The organism is Microbacterium kribbense (assembly GCF_039537285.1).
Taxonomy (GTDB): Bacteria; Actinomycetota; Actinomycetes; order Actinomycetales; family Microbacteriaceae; genus Microbacterium; species Microbacterium kribbense.
Genome location: NZ_BAABAF010000003.1, coordinates 272,669 through 286,304, shown reverse-complemented (window position 1 = coordinate 286,304; position 13,636 = coordinate 272,669). Strand labels below are relative to the sequence as shown.

Annotated in this window: 11 protein-coding genes, 1 tRNA gene, 1 other RNA gene and 2 pseudogenes; 6 read left to right on the top strand and 9 right to left on the bottom strand. The window is 69.4% G+C overall.

Going from position 1 to position 13,636, the window contains the following annotated elements; all coding sequences use genetic code 11:
- Positions 1–337 precede the first annotated feature (337 nt).
- From ABD705_RS05895 to ABD705_RS05885, 3 genes are all read right to left on the bottom strand, one after another.
- Entirely contained in the window at positions 338–1,606 is a 1,269-nt protein-coding gene (locus tag ABD705_RS05895; protein WP_344781510.1) for an IS256 family transposase, read from the bottom strand.
- A gap of 210 nt (positions 1,607–1,816) precedes the next feature.
- Positions 1,817–2,032 carry a hypothetical protein gene (locus tag ABD705_RS05890; RefSeq protein WP_344781508.1) on the bottom strand — a complete coding sequence of 72 codons (216 nt, stop codon included), beginning with the start codon at positions 2,030–2,032 and terminating at the stop codon, positions 1,817–1,819.
- Positions 2,029–2,190, bottom strand: a complete 162-nt coding sequence (locus ABD705_RS05885) for a hypothetical protein (RefSeq protein ID WP_344781506.1) — start codon at positions 2,188–2,190, stop codon at positions 2,029–2,031. The genes ABD705_RS05890 and ABD705_RS05885 overlap by 4 nt, the downstream gene beginning before the upstream one ends.
- 121 nt (positions 2,191–2,311) lie before the next feature.
- Between ABD705_RS05885 and ABD705_RS05880 the strand changes: the two genes are divergently transcribed.
- Together ABD705_RS05880 and ABD705_RS05875 are read left to right on the top strand one after the other, a co-directional pair.
- Positions 2,312–2,974, top strand: a complete 663-nt coding sequence (locus tag ABD705_RS05880; RefSeq protein ID WP_344781504.1) for a type IV toxin-antitoxin system AbiEi family antitoxin domain-containing protein — start codon at positions 2,312–2,314, stop codon at positions 2,972–2,974.
- On the top strand, positions 2,958–3,749 hold the full coding sequence (locus ABD705_RS05875; RefSeq protein WP_344781502.1) for a nucleotidyl transferase AbiEii/AbiGii toxin family protein: 792 nt from the start codon (positions 2,958–2,960) through the stop codon (positions 3,747–3,749). The genes ABD705_RS05880 and ABD705_RS05875 overlap by 17 nt, the downstream gene beginning before the upstream one ends.
- A gap of 54 nt (positions 3,750–3,803) precedes the next feature.
- On the opposite strand, the pseudogene ABD705_RS05870 reads toward ABD705_RS05875, so the two are convergent.
- The 6 genes and pseudogenes from ABD705_RS05870 to ABD705_RS05850 form a co-directional block, all read right to left on the bottom strand.
- Positions 3,804–4,084 (bottom strand): annotated as a pseudogene (locus ABD705_RS05870) (transposase); the annotation flags it as partial.
- Positions 4,085–4,148: 64 nt separating this feature from the next.
- A pseudogene (locus ABD705_RS16070) lies at positions 4,149–4,424 on the bottom strand (hypothetical protein); the annotation flags it as partial.
- 173 nt (positions 4,425–4,597) lie between these two features.
- A tRNA-Ser gene (locus ABD705_RS05865) sits at positions 4,598–4,685 on the bottom strand.
- A gap of 27 nt (positions 4,686–4,712) precedes the next feature.
- Positions 4,713–6,977, bottom strand: coding sequence for a transglutaminase TgpA family protein (locus ABD705_RS05860; protein WP_344781500.1), 2,265 nt, complete (start codon positions 6,975–6,977; stop codon positions 4,713–4,715).
- Positions 6,961–8,229 (bottom strand): DUF58 domain-containing protein, encoded by a 1,269-nt coding sequence (locus ABD705_RS05855; RefSeq protein ID WP_344781498.1) that lies wholly within the window; start codon positions 8,227–8,229, stop codon positions 6,961–6,963. Before ABD705_RS05855 ends, ABD705_RS05860 begins: the two co-directional genes overlap by 17 nt.
- A 7-nt stretch (positions 8,230–8,236) precedes the next feature.
- Positions 8,237–9,259 (bottom strand): AAA family ATPase, encoded by a 1,023-nt coding sequence (locus ABD705_RS05850; protein WP_344781496.1) that lies wholly within the window; start codon positions 9,257–9,259, stop codon positions 8,237–8,239.
- A 92-nt stretch (positions 9,260–9,351) separates the two neighbouring features.
- Between ABD705_RS05850 and ffs the strand changes: the two genes are divergently transcribed.
- The 4 genes from ffs (at position 9,352) to ABD705_RS05830 (ending at position 13,601) form a co-directional block, all read left to right on the top strand.
- Positions 9,352–9,448: signal recognition particle sRNA small type (gene ffs / locus ABD705_RS05845), an RNA gene on the top strand.
- 48 nt (positions 9,449–9,496) lie between these two features.
- Entirely contained in the window at positions 9,497–11,653 is a 2,157-nt protein-coding gene (gene pta / locus ABD705_RS05840; protein ID WP_344781494.1) for a phosphate acetyltransferase, read from the top strand.
- A complete protein-coding gene (locus tag ABD705_RS05835) occupies positions 11,650–12,882 on the top strand; it encodes an acetate/propionate family kinase (protein WP_344781492.1) in 1,233 nt (410 codons plus the stop codon). Before pta ends, ABD705_RS05835 begins: the two co-directional genes overlap by 4 nt.
- On the top strand, positions 12,879–13,601 hold the full coding sequence (locus tag ABD705_RS05830) for an HAD family hydrolase (protein WP_344781490.1): 723 nt from the start codon (positions 12,879–12,881) through the stop codon (positions 13,599–13,601). The genes ABD705_RS05835 and ABD705_RS05830 overlap by 4 nt, the downstream gene beginning before the upstream one ends.
- Positions 13,602–13,636 lie beyond the last annotated feature (35 nt).

Below are 13,636 nucleotides of genomic sequence, written 5' to 3'. Positions count from 1 at the left end.
AGCTTTAGTCGGTTCTCACTGACCATCGCACGATGGCTCACCACGTCAACGACGTGACACTCAGCACCGAGAACTACACCACCCCAGGGGACGTCACCCACCGAGGAGCTTCGGAGGGGTCGTGATCGTAGTGCTCTCGACGCGAGCCGGGAGCGGAGGATGGGGGATTCGAACTCTCATTTTGCGGGATGCCGATACCCCGTTTTGGCGCGTAATTCCGCGGTTTTTGGATGCCGGTTTCGTGGCACACCTGCATGAGAACACCTCGATCTGCACGGCGTGTCGGTCAAGTCCCGTGGCGTGGTGTCATTCCGTTGCTTCCTGGGGTGGGTGATGGTCAGGCGGTGAGGTAGAGCTCGGGGCGTGCGAGCTCGGCGTGGTCGTGGAGGGTGTGGACGAGTTTCCGCATGGAGATCTCGGAGAAGTATCGGCGTTCGCCGTAGGACCATTCCTCGTGTTGTTCTTGGAGGACGGCGCCGATGAGGCGGGTCACGGAGTCGCGGTCGGGGAAGATCTGGACGACGTCGGCGCGGCGTTTGATCTCCCGGTTGAGGCGTTCGATGGGGTTGTTCGACCAGATCTTCTGCCAGTGCTCGCGGGGCATCGCCGCGAAACCGGTCAGGTCCGGTTCGGCGGCCTCGAGCATGGCGGCGATCTCGGGGAACGATCCGCGGAGGCTGTCGGTGACGGCCTGGTATTGGGCGGTGACCGCCTCGGTTGTGGTCTGCGCGAAGATCGTGGAGATCAGCGCGTTGACGGGCTTGGAGCGGGCCGAGCCGAGTTTCTGGGTGACGTTGCGGGCGAAGTGGACCCGGCATCTTTGCCATCCGGCTCCCGGCAGAATCGCTTTGACGGCGGCCTTCAGACCGGCGTGGGCGTCGCTGGTGACCAGGGTTACCCCGAGTGGGTCAGCGTCGGTGGCGACTTTCAAACCGCGCTCCCGGAGCCCGCGGAGGAACTCGGTCCAGAAGTCCGTGGTCTCCGCGTCGCCCAGTGCCATCCCGAGGATCTCGCGCCGGCCCTGCCCGCTGACACCGGTCGCGACGACGAGGGCTTGGGAGACGACCCGGCCGCGGTGGCGGACGTCGAGGTAGGTGGCGTCGAGGAACAAGTACGGGAACCAGGTGTGATCGATCCGCCGGTGCAGGAACTCCTGCACCGCCTCATCGATCTCCGCACAGATCCGCGACACTGCCGACCGGCTGATGCCGGTGTCGTTGCCCAGCGCGCGAACGAGCTGTTCGACCTTGCGGGTGGAGACTCCGTCGATCCAGGCCTGGCAGATCACCGCGTAGAGGGCCCTATCGACTCGGCGCCGCGGGTGCAGCAGCTGCGGGAAGAAGGATCCCTCCCGCAGCTTCGGGATCTGAAGGTCGACTTCGCCAGCCGGGGTCGCGAGAACTTTCGAGCGGGTCCCGTTGCGGCGCGTGGTTCGCTCCGGAGTGCGCTCGTAACGGGCAGCGCCGATCTTCACCGCCGCTTCCGCGTCGACAAGGTCCTGCATACCGGCTTGCAGCATCCGGCGGAACACGTCCTGATGGGCGAGCTCGGGATCAGCGAGGACTTCGCCGATCAGGGTCGAAAGGGCAGACTGGTAGTGGGTCATCGTGGGATCTCTTCTTTGCTTCTTGCCGGAAACAACTGGTCATCCCACGATGGCCCTTCATCGTCTACGACGACGAGAACCCCGCGGGAATTGCCACCACACTATGGGACTCACCCGGCGTGTCGCGCGTAACTGTGCCAGTAGATGTGTCATGCGGGTGAATCCTCCGGTCGAGGTGTCTCGACGGTGACGGTCGCAGCCGGCCGGCCCTTAGCGAGCCAGGTCGAGGGTGACGAGGAATTCCTGCGGCGCCCCGTCCATGTCCAGGGCTTCTTCCGTCCATCTGGTGACGATCGCACCGTCGTCGTAAGGGTTCAGCCCGAGCAGCGCCGAACCGCTCGGGACTCGTGCAATCTCGACGCGTGCGCCGTCAGCCAGGAGGAGCTCGATGTTGACGACTGTTCCCACCACTTCGATCCCGCTCACCTCAGCGACGTTCGGGTCGGTGTCGTCCCAGGAGGATGGACTTCGTAGTTCCGGCCGTCATCGCCGGCCACGTAGTTCCATCGCACCTGCTGGTAGCGCTCGATCTCCGGACCGCAGCACTCGTGGTCCATCCCTCCCACGAAGATCTCCAGCCTCATGACTCCGCGCTAGTCATCGCGAGCCATCGGGACGAAGGCAGCGTGCATGGATTCAAACCAATAATCCCTACTGCGACTGAATATACGTCATGCGTATACTTGGTCTTACTAGGGAGGCAACATGGTCAACGACGTAGACATCGTCCGGACGATCGAGCGCGCCCCGCTGAGGACTGTTCGGTTCGTGGAGCTTCGCGAGCTCGGCACGAACATGTGGCGGACGCTCGACCGACTCGCTGACCAGGGCGCCGTTGCTCGGCTGGCACATGGCGTCTACACGGTGCCTCCGGATGGTCGCGACGGCCGAACCTGGCGCCCCACGCTCGAGGCGGCGGGGCTCGCGGTCGCCACCGCACGTTTCGGCAACCGCAACGCCATCCTCATGGGGCTGGGCGCTGCACGTCACTGGGCTGCGATCCCGCGTGCGATCGGCGTCACGACGGTTGCCGTTCCCGAGACGGGGCGGCCGCCCGTTGAGTTGGATGGGGGAGGATGGGTTCGCCTGATCCCTCGTGACCTCGATCGCCTCGATGCGGTCTTGGAAACCACGGACCTCGGGCCAGCACTCGTCACCACGCCGGCCCAGACGCTGTACGACCTGACGATGAAGCCGGCACAGGGCGGGATGCCCGACGAGGCCGTTGCGGCGGCGCGCAATCTGCAGGCCCGGGTTCGGGTTGAAGATCTTCAGTCGATCGTCGACACCCACGGCCGGGCGAACGCGACACTGAGGGCAATGCTGAAGGCGATGGATCGGGATGTGCGGCATGGCGCAGAGGGGTGACGGCCGACCGCGGCCGATCCCCGGCGTGCTCGACCCCGACGAGCAGGTCGCCGTGGAGCAGCGATTCGGAGTGGCGGCAAGCCAGGTCGTCCGCGACCACGTCATCTCTCATGCTCTCGCCGCGATCGCCAGCATCGACACGGACGACGTCGTGTTCTTCGGTGGCACAGCGCTCTCGCGTACGCATCTCGCTGACGTGCGGCTGTCGGAGGACATCGACCTGATCGCTCGTGGCGACCGCGGCGAGCTCGGCGACAGGATTGAAGCCACCATCGTCACGCGGTTCCGTCGCACGTTCGGAACGGTGACGTTCACGCCGCATATTCGGGAGACCCGCCATCCCGACCCCTCCGTGATGCAGGTCGGCACCACGCGCGTTCAGGTCCAGCTGCTGTCGTCCGAGGGGTACCCCGATTGGCCGACCGAGATCGTCGACATCGAGCAGCGCTACAGCGATGCTCCGTCTGCAAGGCTCCGGGTGCTGACGCCGGCGGCGTTTGTCGCCTCGAAGCTGTCGTCGTGGAACGACCGGGCGGCGCCGCGTGACCTGTACGACCTGTGGGCGCTTGCGGTGGCCGGGAAGGTCGACGCCGAGGCGGAGAAGCTGTTCGGCAGGTACGGGCCGTACACGAGCGCGTCCAAGGTCGCCTTCACCCGGCTGCCCACTGATGCCGAGTGGTACGACGCTCTCGCTCACCAGTGCAAACCCGTCGTGTCTCCGGCACAAGCGGCCGCGGCCGTCCAGAAGGCAGTCGCGTCGCTGATAGCGAGTTGACCTCGATGAGTGCCGGTGGCCCCTGGCTTGAGAGGGAGGCCGCGGGGCATCGCCGGCGACGTCCTCGTCCAGATTCGCGCAGATCCGCGACACCTCGGACTTGCTGATCCCGGTGTCCGCGCCGAGCGCCTTCACGAGATCGTCGACCTTCCGAGTCGAGACACCGTGGACGTAGGCCTCCATCACGACCGCGAACAGCGCCTGATCGACCCGCCGGCGCCGTTCCAACAGCGACGGGTCGTGGTGAGAGTCTTCAGGCGGGTCCCGTTGCGCTGCATCACCCGGCCCGGGGTGCGTTCGAACGGGGCGGCGCCGATGAAGGCGGCCGCTTCCGCGCTTGATCTCGTGGCGCCGCGCCGCTTCGCCGGTCGACTCGATCAATGCGTGCATTGCCTCGGCAGGGGTGCACTTCTGCAGGCTCGTGAGGTAGAGGACGCTGCTACGAAGCTCGACGAGACGGACGCCGTTCTGGGCGAACTCGGCGAAGGTAGCACTTGTGAGCCGATCAAGATTGTCCCGTCGTTTGGGGAGAAGTCGCAGCACCTGCCATGGAGTCAGGTATGCGCTTAGCGATGGCGCTGGTTTCCGCCGAAGTAGGTCACGCTCAACGTGGAGCCCTTCCGGCAAGACCGTCGCTTCGTCGACCAGAATCTCTTGGATCGCCGGCAGCGGCATCGCCCCGTTCAGGTGTACGTGCAGATCCTGGCTCGATCCGGAAGGCGAAGTCCACCGAGGCATACGTCCAAATCCAGCCCTCGAGCGACGCCCATGTGACGTTAACTGTGCCATTACGTGTGCCACAGGCTCTTCGTGAGGTCCGCGATCCCAGCGTTCCCTAGGCGAAACGGTGGCGGAGGATGGGGGATTCGAACCCCCGAGGGCTTGCACCCAACACGCTTTCCAAGCGTGCGCCATAGGCCACTAGGCGAATCCTCCGGGTGGCCCACAGGGCCGCAGACCATCCTAGCGGGTCGAAGTGGATGCCCCTGCCCGCGCGAATGCGCTGCCGGGGCGCACGATCAGCGAGCGCGGCAGCAGCAGCGCTCGCGCCCGTTGCCGCTTCGACACGCCCAGGTACAGGCCGGTGCGCACCGCCGCCGCCGCATCGGCGCTTGCGCGCGGGGGGGTGCCGCCGTCTCCCGGCGAATACGCGGCCGTCTCGACGGCGTCCACGAGCAGAGCCGTCTCGCGCTGCGGTGACCCGTGGTCGTGCACGAGCCGCGCTCCGAACGCGCGCGGCGACTCGCTGACCGGAACCGGAATGCCCAGATCGATCGCCACGTCCCGCACCGAAGACCACGCCGCCAGCGGGTCACCCGCCCGGGCCGCGGCATCCTGCCGGCGACGCCGCAGCGCAGCGATCAGCATCGGCACCAGCAGCACCACCACGATGCCGCCCGCACCCAGCCCCCACGGCAGCAGATTGACGCTCGTCGCGCCGGCGCCACCGGCCTGCGCGTCTTCCGGGTTCGGTGCGTTCGGATCGCGCGCCGTGTCGGTCGGTGTTGTGCTCGGCGTCGCGGACGGAGCGCTGGGGTCGGTCGATCCGCCACCGGCCGCCTCTTGCGCCGAGAGAAAGCCGGTCGGCTGCCCGAGGCTCTTGGTCGGGTCGAACGCGACCCAGCCGATGCCCTCGAAATACACCTCCGACCAGGCGTGCAGCTGCGTGCTCGACACGTCGTACTCCAGCTGCTTTCCGCTGGACAGCTGCGACGTGTTCGCGGTGCCGGGCAGGTATCCGACGACCACGCGCGCGGTCATGCCCAGCACTCGTGCCATGACCGTGAACGCCGTGGCGAAGTGGATGCAGTATCCCGCCTTCTGCTTCAGGAACGCCGCGATCTCGGCCATCCCCGACCCGTCGTACCCATCGGTGACCGGCGCGGTCAGCGAATAGGTGAACTCCGACCCGCGGAACCAGCTCTGCAGTGCGATCAGCGCGTCGTAGTCGTCGTCGGTGCCGGTGGTCACCCGACGCGCATCCTCGGTGATGATCGCGGGAACGCGTCCGCGGGCGCCCATCGCAGCCGGGTCGCCGCCGCGCGCATCCGATGCGCGGATCTGTTCCAGCGTCGGCTGCGGCACCTCGGTGGTGACCTGATACTCCATGCCGCCGTGTGTGAGCACACCGTTCGCGATGATGGTGTGGTTCGCACTCATCGCCTCCCAGCCGCTGGGCAGACCGGTCACCCTCGTCGCCGGGAACGGAATGGGCAGAAACCGTGCACTGAGGCTGTCGATGTGGATGTCCGTAGTGACCTTCTGCACCGTGATGTCGGGGTCGGTGGGCGTGCCGATGAAGCCGGCGCCGTCGCCGACCGGTACCGCCGGGGTGACGTCCGGCGTCCACACCCGCTGCCCGAACGCGGACAGCGTCGCCACGCGCAGGTAGGGTGCGGACGGCGCCGAGGTCTGCACGGTCAGCACCGTCACGGGGTTGGGTTCGCGCAGATTCCTGCCCAGGTCGAGGTTCGCGTTGATGCTGGTGCCGCCCACGCCGGCGCCGGCGCGCGCGGGCGGCTCGGGCAGCAGCGGGGTCGCGACGACGGCCACCAGCACCGCGACCAGGCCGATCGCCAGCGCGATGGCCGATGTCGTCCGCGGCCCGCTCGGCGCCGTGCGCGGCGGGTGATACCGGGTGCGCGTCTCGGTGCGCAGCAGGAACAGGATGGCGGCGGCCAGCACGACGAAACTGATCACGTCGAACGGCGAGGCGACCGCGATCGACGGGATCAGCGAGACCGCCACCAGAGCGACCGCCGCCGCCAGCGGCATCCGCGCCGTGATGGCGATGTGATCGACCACGACGGCGATCGTTCCGGCGGCCGTGACGATGCAGAACGACAGCGCGGTGGAGGCCGCCAGCGGCGAAACGCCGATCTGGATCTCATGCAGCGCCGTGCCGACCATGTCGGGGGTGGCCCCGAACGCGCGCAGTGTCGGGATGATGAAGACGATCGCCGCCTCGCGCAGGAAGATCACGGTGATCAGCATGATCCAGACCGCGGTCTCGATCAGCGCGATCGCATACGCCGGAAACCGGTACCACCGCGCGACCAGCCCCGCCCCGAGCACTGCCGCGGTGACGATGACCACGCCCGCGATCCAGCCGCCGGGCACGATCACGCTCAGCAGCGGCAGCATCGCCGCCAGCAGTCCCACCCACACGCCGACCGTCAGTGCCACCGGTGCGGTGCGCGGCAGCTCCCGGTCAGCCGGCACGGCCATGGGCGGCCACCTCCGCCGCGATCAGATCGGTCTGCGAGACCTGCAGCCAGGCGTCGCGCAGCTCGGTGCCGGGGGCGATGGATGCCGCATACCAGCCGGTCGCCACGGCGCGCTCGAGCGCGTCACCGGCGACACCGGTGGCCAGCAGCACGGGGTGCATGCTGTGCGCGGGCAGCGGCGCCAGCGCCTCCACCTCTTCGGCTCCGAGCGCCGAGGTGACCAGCACGAGGGGGCCGGTGTTCGCCCCCGACCACAGCCGCGCCAGGGTGCCGAGGCCGGCCGTGCCGTGCGTGGTCAGCATCGCGAACCGGGTGACCAGCGTCACGACCGCGGACTGCTCGCCACCGGCGAGCACCTCTGACAGCGGCGTGCCGTCGGTGTCGAGCACTTGCACGGCGTAGCCGTCGCGCACCAGCGCATTCGCCGCAGACACGCATGCGCGCACCGCCGCTTCGAACGCGGGATCGGCGCCGGGTCGCTCGGCGGCGGCGGCGGCCCAGCGCGCGGTGGCTCGGTCGAGCACCACGGTCGCCTCGGGGGTGGACTCCTGTTCCTCCTGGCGCACCATCAGCGCATCGTTGTGCGCGGTCGCAGGCCAGTGGATGCGGCGCATCGAATCGCCGGGCTGGTACGGCCGGGCGATCAGATTGTCGGCGCCCTGCCCGACGCGCGTCGTGGTGGCGTTGAGCAGACCGCCGGTGGCCCCGGCGAACGCGGTCAGCGGCGGCAGTTCGACGCACTCCGGCGTCACGATCACCCGGGTCAGCTCGCCGATCTCGGCGGAGCGGCGGGCGATGCCGAACGGGTCGCGGATGGTCAGTTCGAGCGGCCCCAGCCAGTGCACGCCGCGCTGGCGCGCCTGCAGGTCGTAGACCAGGTCGATGGCACGGTCGCCGCCGCGCAGTCCGGAACCGAGTGCTGGAAAGCGCCCGTCCGAGCGCCCGGCCAGCCCCGCCGGAACCGCGTCCGCCCAGGTGCCGGGCGTCGTGGGCAGGGCGGTGCGAACGGCCACGTGCACCGTCACCCGGGCCTGCCCGCCGGCGGCGACGACGGCAGGATTCGATGACCGCGTGAGCGTGACATCCCGCCGCGCGATGTGCAGTGCGATCAGACTCACGGCCACCAGCGCGAGCAGGAGCACCCCGAACGCGAGCAGCTGCACCGAGCCCAACTGCGCGGCGGCGATGAAGAACGCCAGCGCGAGGATGGTCGCGGTGGTGCCGCGGATCGTCAGTGGCCACGCGTGATTCATGATGGGCTCAGGGGTGTGCGGCCAGCGGCACCGGCACGGTCGCGATCAGCCGCTCCAGGATGGCGGTGACCGCGTCGCCGCCGCTGCGACCGCGCACGTTCGTGGCGCGGGTGGGGATCAGCCGGTGCGCGAACACCGCCACCAGCAGCGCCGAGATGTCATCGGGGATGACGAAGGCGCGCCCGCCGAGTGCGGCCCAGACCTTCGCCGCGCGCACCAGCTGCAGCGTGGCGCGCGGGCTCGCACCCAGCCGCAGGTCCGGGTGCGCACGGGTGGCCTGCGCCAGCGCGACCGCGTACTGCTCGATCGGCGGTGACACGTGCACGCGGCGCACCCACCGGATCAGGGCGCGCACCCGGGCCACATCCAGCACCGGCTCGACCGCGTCCAGCGGATTGGCGGTGTCGCGCTCGCGCAGCATCTGCGCCTCGGCGGCGGCATCCGGGTAGCCCATCGAGATGCGCATCATGAAGCGGTCCCGCTGGGCCTCGGGCAGTGCGTAGGTGCCCTCCATTTCGAGCGGGTTCTGCGTCGCGACCACCAGGAACGGGTCGGGCAGCGGATGCGTGCGCCCGTCGACGGTGACCTGGCCTTCCTCCATCGCCTCCAGCAGCGCGGACTGGGTCTTGGGGGAGGAGCGGTTGATCTCATCGGCGATCACGATGTTGGCGAACACCGCGCCCTGTTTGAACTCGAATTCGCGTTCCACCGGATTGAACACGCTCACACCGGTGACATCGCCGGGCAGCAGGTCGGGCGTGAACTGGATGCGGCGCACGGTCGCGTCCACGGTGGCCGCCATCGCACGGGCCAGCATCGTCTTGCCCACGCCGGGCACGTCTTCGATGAGCAGGTGGCCATTGGCGAGCAGCACGACGAGTGCGCTGCGCACCGCCTCCGGCTTGCCGTCGATGACCCGCGACACCTGCGTGATGATCCGCCCGGTGAGGTCGGCGAACTGCTCGGCGCTGATGTCGGCCGCCTCGGATGTCTCAGCGGTGGCGCGGTCCGATGTCGTCGTCTGCGTCATGGGCAGTCCTTCGGTTCCGGGTCCGGGCGTCGTCGCCCGCGTTATCCGATCGTAACCCGCGCAGGCACAGCCGCGGCATCCTTTAGACTGTTCACAGCTCTCCGCGAGACGGCATCTCGGCCAACTCCCCCAGGACGGAAACGTAGCAAGGGCAACCGGGCTCTGCCGGGTTCGCGGAGAGTCTCAATCTTTCGGCGGCGATGCCCGTGCGCACAGCGGCGCACCTAGGCTTGAGGCGTGGCGCAGAGCATCTTCATCACGTCCGCAGAGGGCCATTCCGGCAAGTCGACGGTCGCGCTGGGGGTGCTCGATGCGATCAGTCACGCGACCCCGCGGGTCGGCGTGTTCCGCTCCATCGCGCGGTCCACGACCGAGCGCGACTACGTGCTGCAGATGCTGCTCGACCATGACGGCGTGAACCTCAGCTACGACGAATGCGTCGGGGTGACCTACGACGACGTGCGCGCCGACCCCGAAGCGGCCCTGGGCGTCATTGTCGAGCGGTACAAGGCGGTCGAGGCGCAGTGCGACGCGGTGGTCATCCTCGGCAGCGACTTCACGGACGTCGGCAGCCCGGCCGAACTCGGCTACAACGCCCGCGTCGCCGCCAACCTGGGCGCCCCCGTGCTGCTGGTGCTCGGCGGCCGGTCGCAGCAGGGGCTCGGCGAGCAACTGGGCAAGACGACGGCGCGCACCCCCGAGCAGATGGGCCAGATCGCCGCGCTCGCGCTGACCGAGCTGGCGCACGGCCGTGCCCAGCTGTTCGCGGTCGTGGCCAACCGCACCGACCCCGCCGCGCTGCCCGAGACGGTCGCCGCCATCTCGCACGTGGTCGACGCGTCCGTGGAGGGTCGCGGTGCGGCCCGCGCCGATCGCAGCCGGGTTCCGGTGTGGGCGCTGCCCGAGGATCGCTTCCTGGTCGCTCCGTCGATGCGCGGCGTGATGGCGTCGGTGGACGGCACGCTGCTGAAGGGGGATGCCGAGCTGCTCAGCCGCGAGGTGCTCGACGTCGTCGTGGCCGGCATGTCGATGGTCAACGTGCTGCCGCGTCTGGAGGACAGCGCCGTCATCGTCGTCGCCGCCGACCGCACCGACGTGCTGTTGGCGACCCTGCTGGCCCACGCATCCGGCACCTTCCCGTCGCTGGCCGGCCTCGTGCTGAACGGTCCGTTCGAGCTGCCCGAGGCCATCGACCGCCTCATCGACGGGCTCGGGGCCTCCCTGCCGATCATCACCACCGAGCACGGCACCTACGAGACCGCGCTGCGGATCATGCGCACCCGTGGCCGGCTCGCCGCCGACTCGCAGCGCCGCTACGACACGGCGCTGGCGATCTTCGAGCAGCACGTCGATGTCGACGAGCTCACCCGCGCGCTGGGCCTGGCCCGCTCCAGCGTCGTCACGCCGCTGATGTTCGGCTATCAGCTGCTCGCGCGGGCCCGCGCCGACCGCCGCCGCATCGTGCTGCCCGAGGGCGACGACGATCGGGTGCTGCGCGCCGCCGCCACCGTGCTGGCACGCGGCATCGCCGACATCACGCTGCTCGGCGACGAGGCCGGCATCCGCGGCCGCGCCGTCGAGCTGGGCATCGACGTGGCCGCGGCGCAAGTGCTCAGTCCCTTCGATGCCGGTTACGTCGACCGCTTCGCCCGCGAGTACGAGCGGCTGCGCGCGCACAAGGGGATGACCTACGCGCGCGCAGCCGACACGGTGACCGACGTGTCGTACTTCGGCACGCTGATGGTGCACCTGGGCCTGGCCGACGGCATGGTCTCGGGCGCCCGGCACACCACGGCGCACACGATCCGGCCGGCATTCGAGATCATCAAGACCAAGCCGGGCGTGTCAGTGGTCTCCAGCGTCTTCCTGATGGCGCTCGCCGACCGGGTCCTGGTCTACGGCGACTGCGCGGTCGTCCCCGATCCGACCGCCGACCAGCTCGCCGACATCGCGGTCTCGTCCGCCGCCACCGCCGCCGGGTTCGGCATCGAGCCGCGCATCGCGATGCTGTCGTACTCGACCGGCGAGTCGGGGTTCGGCGCCGACGTCGAGAAGGTGCGCACCGCCACGGCCCTGGTGCGCGAGCGCGCGCCGCAACTGCTGGTCGAAGGGCCGATCCAGTACGACGCCGCCGCCGATGCCGCCGTCGCGCGGACCAAGATGCCCGACTCGCAGGTGGCGGGGCGGGCGACGGTGTTCATCTTCCCCGACCTGAACACCGGCAACAACACCTACAAGGCCGTGCAGCGCTCGGCCGGCGCAGTCGCTGTCGGTCCCGTGCTGCAGGGCTTGAACAAACCCATCAACGACCTCTCCCGCGGGGCTCTGGTCGACGACATCGTCAACACGATCGCGATCACCGCGATCCAGGCCCAGGCAGAGGCATCCGCATGAGCATCGTCCTGGTCGTCAACAGCGGCTCCAGCTCGTTCAAGTACCAGCTGCTCGACATGGCCGCGAAACTCGTGCTGGCGACCGGTCTGGTCGAGCGCATCGGGCAGGGTGTCGGCGAGTGCACGCACACCGTCCGGCCCGAACCGCACGCCCCCGGCGAGGGCACCCCGACGATACTGGATGCCACCTACCGACGCGAGCTGCCCATCCCCGACCACTTCGCCGGGTTCGAGGTGATGCTGGATGCCTTCGCCGAGCACGGGCCGAGTCTGGCCGAGCGGCCACCGGTGGCCGTCGGCCACCGCGTCGTGCACGGCGGTGCGCGGTTCTTCGAGCCGACCCTGATCACGCCGCTCGTGCAGGAAAGCATCGAAGAGCTCGAGGTGCTGGCGCCGCTGCACAACCCCGCCAATCTCGCCGGCATCGTCGCGGCTGAGCGGGCCTTCCCGGATGTGCCGCACGTGGCGGTGTTCGACACCGCGTTCCACCAGACCCTGCCGCCGGCGGCCTACACCTACGCGATCGACGCCGAGCTGGCCGCGGCGCATCGTATCCGGCGGTACGGCTTCCACGGCACCTCGCACAAGTTCGTCAGCGAAGCGGCCGCCGTCTTCCTGGGCCGGCCGCTGGGCGAGCTCGCGCAGATCGTGTTCCACCTCGGCAACGGCGCCTCGGTCACGGCCGTCGACGGCGGCCGGTCGGTGGAGACATCGATGGGCTTCACGCCGCTGGAGGGCCTGGTGATGGGCACTCGCTCCGGCGACATCGACCCCGCCGCGCTGTTCCAGCTCGCGCGCCGCGCGCGGATGGATGTCGACGACCTGGACGAGCTGCTGAACAAGCGCAGCGGACTGAAGGGGCTGAGCGGCTTCTCGGACATGCGCGACGTGCTCGCCGGCCGTGCCCGCGGCGAGGCGGCGGCCACGCTCGCCTTCGACGTGTACGTGCATCGGCTGCGCAGCTATGCCGGCGCCTATCTGGCCCAGCTCGGCGGCGCCGACGTGATCTCGTTCACCGCAGGCGTCGGCGAGAACGCCCCCGACGTGCGCGCTGCGGCGCTGGAGGGGCTCGGCTTCGCAGGCGTCCGGGTCGACCCCGAGCGCAACGCGGCCCGCGGCCGCGGCATCCGGGTCGTCTCGACGGATGACTCAGCCGTCACCGTCCTGGTGGTGCCCACCGACGAAGAGCTCGAGATCGCCCGGCAGACCCTGGAGGTGGCCCGCTCATGACACTGCCCGACCTGACCGGATTCGACGGCGTGCTGTTCGACCTGGACGGCGTGCTCACGCCCACTGCGCAGGTGCACATGCACGCGTGGCAGCGCCTGTTCGACGAGCTGTTCGCGGCGTGGGGCATCCAGCCGGCCTACACCGAGCGCGACTACTTCGACCACGTCGACGGCAAGAAGCGCTACGACGGCGTGGCCGCCGTGCTGCGATCGCGCTCGGTCGAGGTGAAATGGGGCGATCCGTCCGACGCGCCCGACGCCGACACCGTCTGCGGCATCGGCAACCGCAAGAACGCATTCTTCGAGGCGGCCCTGCGCGAGGACGGCATCGTCGCCTACCCGGGCTCGGTGCGACTGCTGGACCGGCTGCGTGAGGCCGGCACCCCGGTGGGCGTGGTCTCCAGCTCCAAGAACGCCGCCGAGGTGCTGCGCACCGCGGGGCTGACCGAGCGGTTCGCGGTCGTCGTCGACGGCGTGCTCGCCGAGGACGAGCACCTGGCGTCCAAGCCCGCGCCCGACATGTTCGCCGCCGGCGCACGCCTGCTGGGCGTGGACCCTGCCCGCTCTGCGGCCGTCGAAGACGCCCTCAGCGGGGTGCGCTCGGCCGTCGCCGCGGGCTATCGCCTCGTCGTCGGGGTCGACCGCGGCACCGGGGCGCAGCAGCTCGCCGCCGCCGGGGCCCATCTGGTGGTGCGCGACCTCGGCGAACTGGTCGAATAGTCGCGCCGGTCTTCCTAGACTTGACACGGGCATCC

Coding starts and splice junctions, on each gene's coding strand:
- ABD705_RS05895 (WP_344781510.1), bottom strand. CDS start 1,606: ATGACCCACTACCAGTCTGCCCTTTCGACCCTGATCGGCGAAGTCCTC.
- ABD705_RS05885 (WP_344781506.1), bottom strand. CDS start 2,190: ATGAGGCTGGAGATCTTCGTGGGAGGGATGGACCACGAGTGCTGCGGT.
- ABD705_RS05880 (WP_344781504.1), top strand. CDS start 2,312: ATGGTCAACGACGTAGACATCGTCCGGACGATCGAGCGCGCCCCGCTG.
- ABD705_RS05875 (WP_344781502.1), top strand. CDS start 2,958: ATGGCGCAGAGGGGTGACGGCCGACCGCGGCCGATCCCCGGCGTGCTC.
- ABD705_RS05860 (WP_344781500.1), bottom strand. CDS start 6,977: ATGGCCGTGCCGGCTGACCGGGAGCTGCCGCGCACCGCACCGGTGGCA.
- ABD705_RS05855 (WP_344781498.1), bottom strand. CDS start 8,229: ATGAATCACGCGTGGCCACTGACGATCCGCGGCACCACCGCGACCATC.
- ABD705_RS05850 (WP_344781496.1), bottom strand. CDS start 9,259: ATGACGCAGACGACGACATCGGACCGCGCCACCGCTGAGACATCCGAG.
- ABD705_RS05835 (WP_344781492.1), top strand. CDS start 11,650: ATGAGCATCGTCCTGGTCGTCAACAGCGGCTCCAGCTCGTTCAAGTAC.
- ABD705_RS05830 (WP_344781490.1), top strand. CDS start 12,879: ATGACACTGCCCGACCTGACCGGATTCGACGGCGTGCTGTTCGACCTG.